At 44.4% G+C, this 6791-nt stretch carries 8 protein-coding genes and 2 pseudogenes; 4 read left to right on the top strand and 6 right to left on the bottom strand.

From position 1 onward, the window contains the following. The 4 genes and pseudogenes from ALO_RS06635 to ALO_RS06625 form a co-directional block, all read right to left on the bottom strand. A partial coding sequence (locus ALO_RS06635) for an NADPH-dependent FMN reductase (protein ID WP_004094058.1) occupies positions 1 to 435 on the bottom strand: 435 nt, incomplete at its 3' end. A 96-nt stretch (positions 436 to 531) separates the two neighbouring features. Then, entirely contained in the window at positions 532 to 837 is a 306-nt protein-coding gene (locus ALO_RS22800; RefSeq protein ID WP_202945752.1) for a dioxygenase family protein, read from the bottom strand. Further along, positions 834 to 1307, bottom strand: coding sequence for a dioxygenase family protein (locus ALO_RS22795; RefSeq protein WP_202945751.1), 474 nt, complete (start codon positions 1305 to 1307; stop codon positions 834 to 836). Before ALO_RS22795 ends, ALO_RS22800 begins: the two co-directional genes overlap by 4 nt. Positions 1308 to 1353: 46 nt before the next feature. Continuing rightward, positions 1354 to 1719 (bottom strand): annotated as a pseudogene (locus ALO_RS06625) (MarR family winged helix-turn-helix transcriptional regulator); the annotation flags it as partial. Here ALO_RS06625 and ALO_RS06620 point away from each other — a divergent pair. The 4 genes and pseudogenes from ALO_RS06620 to ALO_RS06605 all read left to right on the top strand — a co-directional run bounded on the left by ALO_RS06620 (position 1657) and on the right by ALO_RS06605 (position 4376). Continuing rightward, on the top strand, positions 1657 to 2232 hold the full coding sequence (locus ALO_RS06620; RefSeq protein ID WP_004094054.1) for a TetR/AcrR family transcriptional regulator: 576 nt from the start codon (positions 1657 to 1659) through the stop codon (positions 2230 to 2232). The pseudogene ALO_RS06625 and the gene ALO_RS06620 sit on opposite strands and share 63 nt — an antisense overlap. Beyond that, positions 2229 to 2555 carry a DMT family transporter gene (locus ALO_RS06615; protein ID WP_004094052.1) on the top strand — a complete coding sequence of 109 codons (327 nt, stop codon included), beginning with the start codon at positions 2229 to 2231 and terminating at the stop codon, positions 2553 to 2555. Before ALO_RS06620 ends, ALO_RS06615 begins: the two co-directional genes overlap by 4 nt. Before the next feature lie 83 nt (positions 2556 to 2638). Continuing rightward, a pseudogene (locus tag ALO_RS06610) lies at positions 2639 to 3240 on the top strand (class I SAM-dependent methyltransferase). Between the two features lie 482 nt (positions 3241 to 3722). Next, positions 3723 to 4376 carry an ECF transporter S component gene (locus ALO_RS06605; RefSeq protein ID WP_004094046.1) on the top strand — a complete coding sequence of 218 codons (654 nt, stop codon included), beginning with the start codon at positions 3723 to 3725 and terminating at the stop codon, positions 4374 to 4376. Between the two features lie 496 nt (positions 4377 to 4872). On the opposite strand, the gene ALO_RS06600 is transcribed toward ALO_RS06605, so the two are convergent. Together ALO_RS06600 and ALO_RS06595 are read right to left on the bottom strand one after the other, a co-directional pair. Further along, positions 4873 to 5691 (bottom strand): undecaprenyl-diphosphate phosphatase, encoded by an 819-nt coding sequence (locus ALO_RS06600; RefSeq protein WP_004094044.1) that lies wholly within the window; start codon positions 5689 to 5691, stop codon positions 4873 to 4875. A gap of 105 nt (positions 5692 to 5796) precedes the next feature. After that, positions 5797 to 6791 (bottom strand): MFS transporter (locus ALO_RS06595; RefSeq protein ID WP_004094042.1); only part of this gene is annotated, 995 nt, incomplete at its 5' end.

Below are 6791 nucleotides of genomic sequence, written 5' to 3'. Positions count from 1 at the left end.
TTCGGGCTGCTGCATGGTAAGAACGTTCAAAAATACCAGAGACTGCCGCAGATGATGATTTGCACCAAAGGCGCTCAATCCGCCGGGCGATACACTTACAACCGCACCCGGTTTGCCGTTCCAAATGCTTTGACCATAAGGTCTTGACCCCACATCCAAAGCATTCTTTAAAACAGGCGGCACAGAGCGGTTGTACTCCGGCGTTACAAAGAGCACACCGGTATACTGCTTCATGGTTTCGCGAAAAGTTGTCCATGGCGCGGGAGTAATACCCTCATCGTCAAAATCCTGATTGAACATTGCCAGTTGCCCGATATCAACCTCTTCCAGTGTCAGGCCTGCCGGCGCCAGAGACATCAAGGCTTTAGCCACCTTTCGGCTAAAAGAATCCTTTCTGAGACTTCCTACAATAACGGCGATTTTTACGTTTGCCATACTCTTCACTCCTTTTCTCCTCATTACAAGTATTGATATGTTTTTATGCGATCATCACCAAAAAGGCAGATGGATTATTGCCAGGGGAAAATAGCATTACTCGAACAAATAGCTGGTCATTGATAAAGATCCCAACGTACAGGCCTCGTTATAAATGGAGAGCCTGTCTGCTGCTTCCGAAGCTCCCAGCACGTAAAGCAGTGGATAAAAGTGGTCGGGCCGGTGAAATGCCAGACCGGCTGATGAACCGGCAGATTGATAATGAATGACGTCCTGATATTCCCGGGCGAGTATTTTCTCTTTAATATATCCATCGAATTCGACTGCCCAGGAGTACCCGCCGTCCATTTCCCAATTCACGCTGGACAGATTATGTACAACGTTGCCGCTGGCAAAGATCAATACCCCTGCCTCTCGCAGACGCCGCAATTCAGACCGATCTGAAAATGAACTTCCGCGCCTGCATTTCTGTCTAAACTTAGCTGATAAACAGGAATGTTTGCCTCCGGGTACATTTTACAAAGTACTGACCAAGTGCCGTGATCGATTCCCCAGCTATGATCAAATTCTACTTTACGGGAGATTAAGTCTTTCGTAATCCGTGCCAGTTCCGGCGCTCCTGGGACATTATACGTCACCTTATACAGGTCATCGGGAAAGCCACACATGTCATATACCGTTCTTGGCTCTTTTACGTCATTCAATTTGCTGCCGTCCGTATACCAATGGGCGGATACCGCTAGAATGGCTGCCGGTCGCGGTATCTTACCGGCTATTTCCTGCCAGCCTCTGGTGTATTGATTGTTTTCAATCGCATTGAGCGGCGACCCATGCCCTACAAACAGCAAGGGCGCCTTAGCTGGAGTTGTCATGATTCATATCTCCTTCCGGAAGTATTTGCTGTTTCCTTAAATCATATTACCCCCGACTTGCATTGGACACAGAAAAACTGATCTTTTTGAGCAGATGAATCGCTTGTTCCTTTTCTTCAGAATTAAGGCCTTCCAGCGCCGTTGCAATGGCCAGATAATGTCCGGGCAAGATTTCGGACATTCTTTTCCTGCCGGCTTCCGTGATTTCAGCATAAATAATGCGGTGGTCTTTTTCGCAAGGGTTGCGGACGATCAGGCCTTTCTTCTCCAGCTTGTCCATTACATACGTTATCGTGCCACTGGTTATCAAAATAAAATTGCCGATCTGCTGCAATGGATGGGCACCCTTATGGAACAAGAATTCCAGCACTCCAAACTCCGTCGGATTCAGTCCATAACTGTCGATATTGCGCAAATACTTAAGGCTGCCGCAGAAGTTATAAATACTGAAGGCGTCCTTTCTTTGACTTTGGAAGCGGTTGCAAAAAAAGCGGCCGTTAGCAAAGGTGGTTTATTGTATCATTTTCCCAATAAAGATGCTCTATTGGAAGGGATGGTTGATTATTTAACGCAAAGTTTTGTTCATGGAATACATTCTGCTGTTAATGCAGACCCGTGTGAAAAGGGGAAATGGATTAGAGCATATACAATACTAACTTTTACTCAAATTAATGCGGAGATGAATACAGCCTTTTTAGCAGCTGCTGCAACAAATCCAGAATTATTAAAGTCCATGGCTGAAAGATTCCAAGCATTGCACGTACATATTGAGAATGACAATATTGACCCCATTCTTGCGACTATTGTCAGACTTGCAGCTGATGGTATGTATTTTAATCAGTTATATGGCATGGATTTACAAGAAGATATTCGAGAAAAAATCTTAGACCAATTAATTACTTTAACCAGAGGTGAAAACCAATGAGCGGGTATATATATTTGGCAGTAGCAATCGTTTTAGAGGTCTTTTCTACATCTATGATGAAATATTCAGCAGGTTTTACGAAACTTTATCCGAGTATTGCTTTTGCTGTGGGCATGAGTGCTTCTTTTTATATAGTTGCTCAAGCAATGACTACCATTCCCCTGAATATTACCTATACAATCTGGGCTGGGATGGGAACCGTTTTAACAGCGTTAGTAGCTGTTTTTATTTGGAAAGAGCCCATTAACGCATATAGCGGTTTGGGAATAGCATTTATTGTTATCGGTGTTGTATTGCTTAACTTAAAAGGGCCAGCGCATTGAATATTGGCTCCAGTGGCAAAGTGACCCTGAGGAGATAAGCCGATGACATTAGATTTTTTATTAAGGTAGATTGGAGAAGTGTAATGGGGAATACGGATAAGTTTGAAATGATAGCTAATCTATATGACACTCCAGAAAGAATCCAAATTGCAAAGGCATCATCAAGTGCCATTCGTGAATATTTAGGTGATGCTAAAAATAAGAATGCTATTGACTTTGGGTGCGGAACCGGCCTGGTTGGAATGAATTTGCTAAACGATTTCAATGCTATGCTTTTTCTGGATACATCACAGAATATGATTCACCAAATAAAGCAAAAAATCTCGGATTTTAATATACAGAATGCAGCTACATTATGCTTTGACTTTGAAAAAGATAGTTTTTCCAATTTACATGCTGACTATATTTTTATGGCGCAGGTTTTACTCCATATTCATGATGTGACATTAGTTTTATCAAGGTTATATGAGGTTCTAACAAAAGCGGGCATTTACTCATTGTAGATTTTAATAAAAATGAAAAAATCGTTTCAGATATAGTTCATAACGGATTTGATCCGATAGAATTAACTGATACTATGAAAAAAATAGGATATAGGAATATTCAATCTAAAACTTTTTATACTGGAAGTAAAATATTCATGGGACATGATGCATCTCTATTCATTCTTGACTCTCAGAAATGAGGCATTGGCATCTCAAACTACAGAAGGCTGTACATATTTAAAAAAGGGTTAAATATGATAAATATCCATATTAATAACATTAAGTCCATCGGCGTAAAAATCCGCTGACTCCAAGCCTTGTTTTTTACCAAAATTCCCATTCAGACTAAAACCTGCGGCAAGCTCTGATTTTTCAAATGCTTACGTTGCCGGCTGCCGATGACTTTAAAGCGTTCACCCCAACACGGACAGGGAATTTGCTCTATGCTCCTCGCAAAAAACACCAGACTGGCTCTTTTCAACAAGTTCATAATTTGTTACAATGTTCATATCATCTAACTGGTGACGCCCCTGGTATTACTGTTTGCGGCGGTAGTACATATCAGGGGCGTCTTTGCCTTTTCCGCGATATGGTCATTATATTGCAAGCTTACACGCAACTGGCGGACAGTTTTCGTTCATCGTGGCGTTCAAAAAAACGTGGCTATTAGGAGGAATCTCAAATGCAAACAAAAACGAAAAAACTAACGGTACTCGCCATGTTAAGCGCATTTGCTTATATTGTGATGATGGTTGGTCGGATACCCGTTGTACTATTTTTAAAATACGACCCTGCAGACGTTATTATCACAATCGGCGGTTTTTTGTATGGGCCATTAGCAGCATTTACTATGTCAGCAGTGGTTTCATTTGTTGAGACGTTTACGGTAAGTAATACTGGCATCATTGGATTGGTTATGAATATCATTTCAACTTGCTCATTTGCTTGTACTGCTTCATTCATATACAAAAGCAAGCGCACATTAACGATGGCAATTATCGGACTTATAACAGGCTGGTTGCTTACAACCGCTGTCATGCTTCTCTGGAACTATTTCATTACTCCTATTTATATGGGGGTCCCCCGCGAGGAGATAGCCAAACTTTTGATTCCTGTATTTCTACCTTTCAATTTGCTTAAAGGAGGTCTCAATGCAGCTATAACAATGCAATTGTATAAGCCCATTAAGAAGGCATTATGCAAATCACACTTGATGCCAGTGGCTGAAGAAAAGACAGCAACCACTGATAAAGTGAATATTGGTGCAATGCTTGTATCTTCTTTTATTATCACTACCTGTGTTTTACTGATTCTTGTTTTCCAGGGTGATATTTAATACTTAGAGGTACCTGGTTCGGCAGTCGGTAGCTTTTTACGATGGCCATTATAATGCTCCCCAATCATACTCGTTTTACTTTTGCTTATGAAAAGTCTCCCGCTCCTACAGCACGCCTACACCTAATCCACTGATTCCCCCTGGGGAGACGAGGCTTTCCAAAGGCTACAGAGGCAGATAAGCCTGTCTTTCTATTAGGTATAGCTTACTATGATCGAGTTGGCGTAGACTAACCATTTCCAAGGCAGTTATCCTTGATGGCTTCCGGCCATTATTTGTGGGCAGGTAATCGGGGATCTAACCTTTGCTTGCCTTAATTAGGGTTTTGTTTAGGTTCGCCATTGAAAAGATGTATCGGTTTCGCCCGGCGCCAAGACCGGCATATTAAAGAGGTAACGTGATAATTAGCCATACGACAATGGCAGAAACCCATGTTTGCATGTAATTAAATAGAAATCTATAGTTTGAAATTATTCTTGCGAGCACGCTTATGGATTTAAACTCCTTTGCCGAAATAGATAAAAACAATGACTGCCGCCAATATTAACCGATAGATTGCAAATATCGCAAAATTATGTCTTTGAAGATATTTCAGCAAAAAGCCAATGGAGAGGAAGCCAACCAGTGCTGAGGTGAGTATACCTACGAAAAACAAAGGGTTGCCAATGTTGTGAATGATATTAGGCGTATGCCGCAGTGCAGCACCGGCGATAATCGGCGTTGCCAGTAGAAAGGAAAATTTGGCGGCGGCTTTCCGTGTAAATCCTAATAGGCGTGCTGTAGTCATCGTTATGCCGGAACGTGATACTCCAGGAATGAGCGCTAATGCCTGTGCGGTGCCAATGAAAAGGGCCTGCATGAAGGTTATCCCGTTGAGAGTGGTTCTTTCCTCCATTTTCTTGTCTGCATAGTAAAGAATCACTCCCATAATAGCAAGGCCGCCGGCAATGATAAGGGGCTGTGAACGAAAAATTTGTTCGATTTTGGACTCTAAAGCAAGACCGGCAAGAGCGCCGGGAATTGTGGCTGCTACCAAATACCAAAACATTTTTCCTTGTTTTGTCTCTAACCCTTTAGTTAAACCATCTTGAATCAGTTCCAGCCAGTCTCGAAAGAAGTAAATGAGTACTGCCGCCAGCGTTCCCAGATGGAGAGCCACATCAAGATCGACATCAATATTGCCACCGGTTTGCCCAATGACAGTTTCCCAATTAAATAGCCAGCGAACAAGAATCAAGTGTCCTGAACTGGAAATCGGCAAAAACTCGCCTAATCCTTGGACAATGCCTAACACTACTGCAATAAACCACAACATCGCTAAGCTCCTTTTCCGTGGACTTTAACACCTGGGTTGCTCCTCTTTAATTTGGTTGCGTTAATATTGAATGCGCAACTTAAACTTTTAGGAGAGCTCTTTGTTCTATTCCGGCCCCAGGTTTTCTTTGTCGGTCAGGGGTCGACTCAGATACATCAGGTGCAGCATCAGCAGCAGGAAGACAACGCCGGTTGCCAGAATATTTGTTTCGATACTGACGCCTGATTTGGTGGAGACAGTGTAGAGGCCGGTGCCCACCAGCATCAGGCTGTTTTCGGCAAAGTTCTGGACCGCGACGCCCCGGCCGGCGCCGATGGTGGCATCGCCGACGCTTTCATTGAGAGCGTTGACCGGTACGATATACATGCCGCCCAAAATGCCGCACAGGAACAAGATGATCAAAGTAACCGTCAAACTTTGGAGAAAAGGCAGGATCAGAGCGGCGGCGGCCATGCCCAGGCCCAAATAAATGGTCCGCCGGTAGGTCCCAATGCCGACGACATAAGGAGCGGTAAAAGCGCCGATACCCATTCCTATGCCGATCAGACCGATCAACAGGCTGACCGGAGTGTTGCCGGTCAGCCCAAGGGCCAGGGGCGCCCAGATAAAGATGGCCAGCCGCAGAATGGAAATAGCCACCCAGAAATAGGCCGAGCCCAGGACAGAGAACCGTCCGGTAGGGTGCCGGAGGAAAAAGCGTACATCGCCGATGAAATTTTGGATGGCTTTCTTCATAGGGACTTGCCGGACTGCGGGATTGGCCGGCACCAGCAGGTTGATCAAGGCGACGCTGCCATACAGGATCAATGCTGCCGCAACCGACAGCAGGACAGACTGGTCGGACAGCCAGCCGCCCAGGACGGAGCCCAGCAGGATGGCAATGATCGTTGTGCCTTCCAGCCAGGAGTTGGCCCGGACCAGCTCCCGGTCATCGGTGGTGAGAAAGGGGAGGATGCCGTATTTGCCGGGGCTGAATATCACCGAACCCAGGCCGAACCAGAGATAGCTGACAGCTGGATTGATTTTCAGCAGTAAAAAGAGCAGCGTGACCGCCTTAATACAGTTGCCCAGGAGCAGGACTCGCTTTTTGGGAATGCTGT

It is taken from the genome of Acetonema longum DSM 6540 (assembly GCF_000219125.1).
Lineage (GTDB): Bacteria > Bacillota > Negativicutes > Sporomusales > Acetonemataceae > Acetonema > Acetonema longum.
This window is presented reverse-complemented; position numbering and strand designations above follow the sequence as displayed.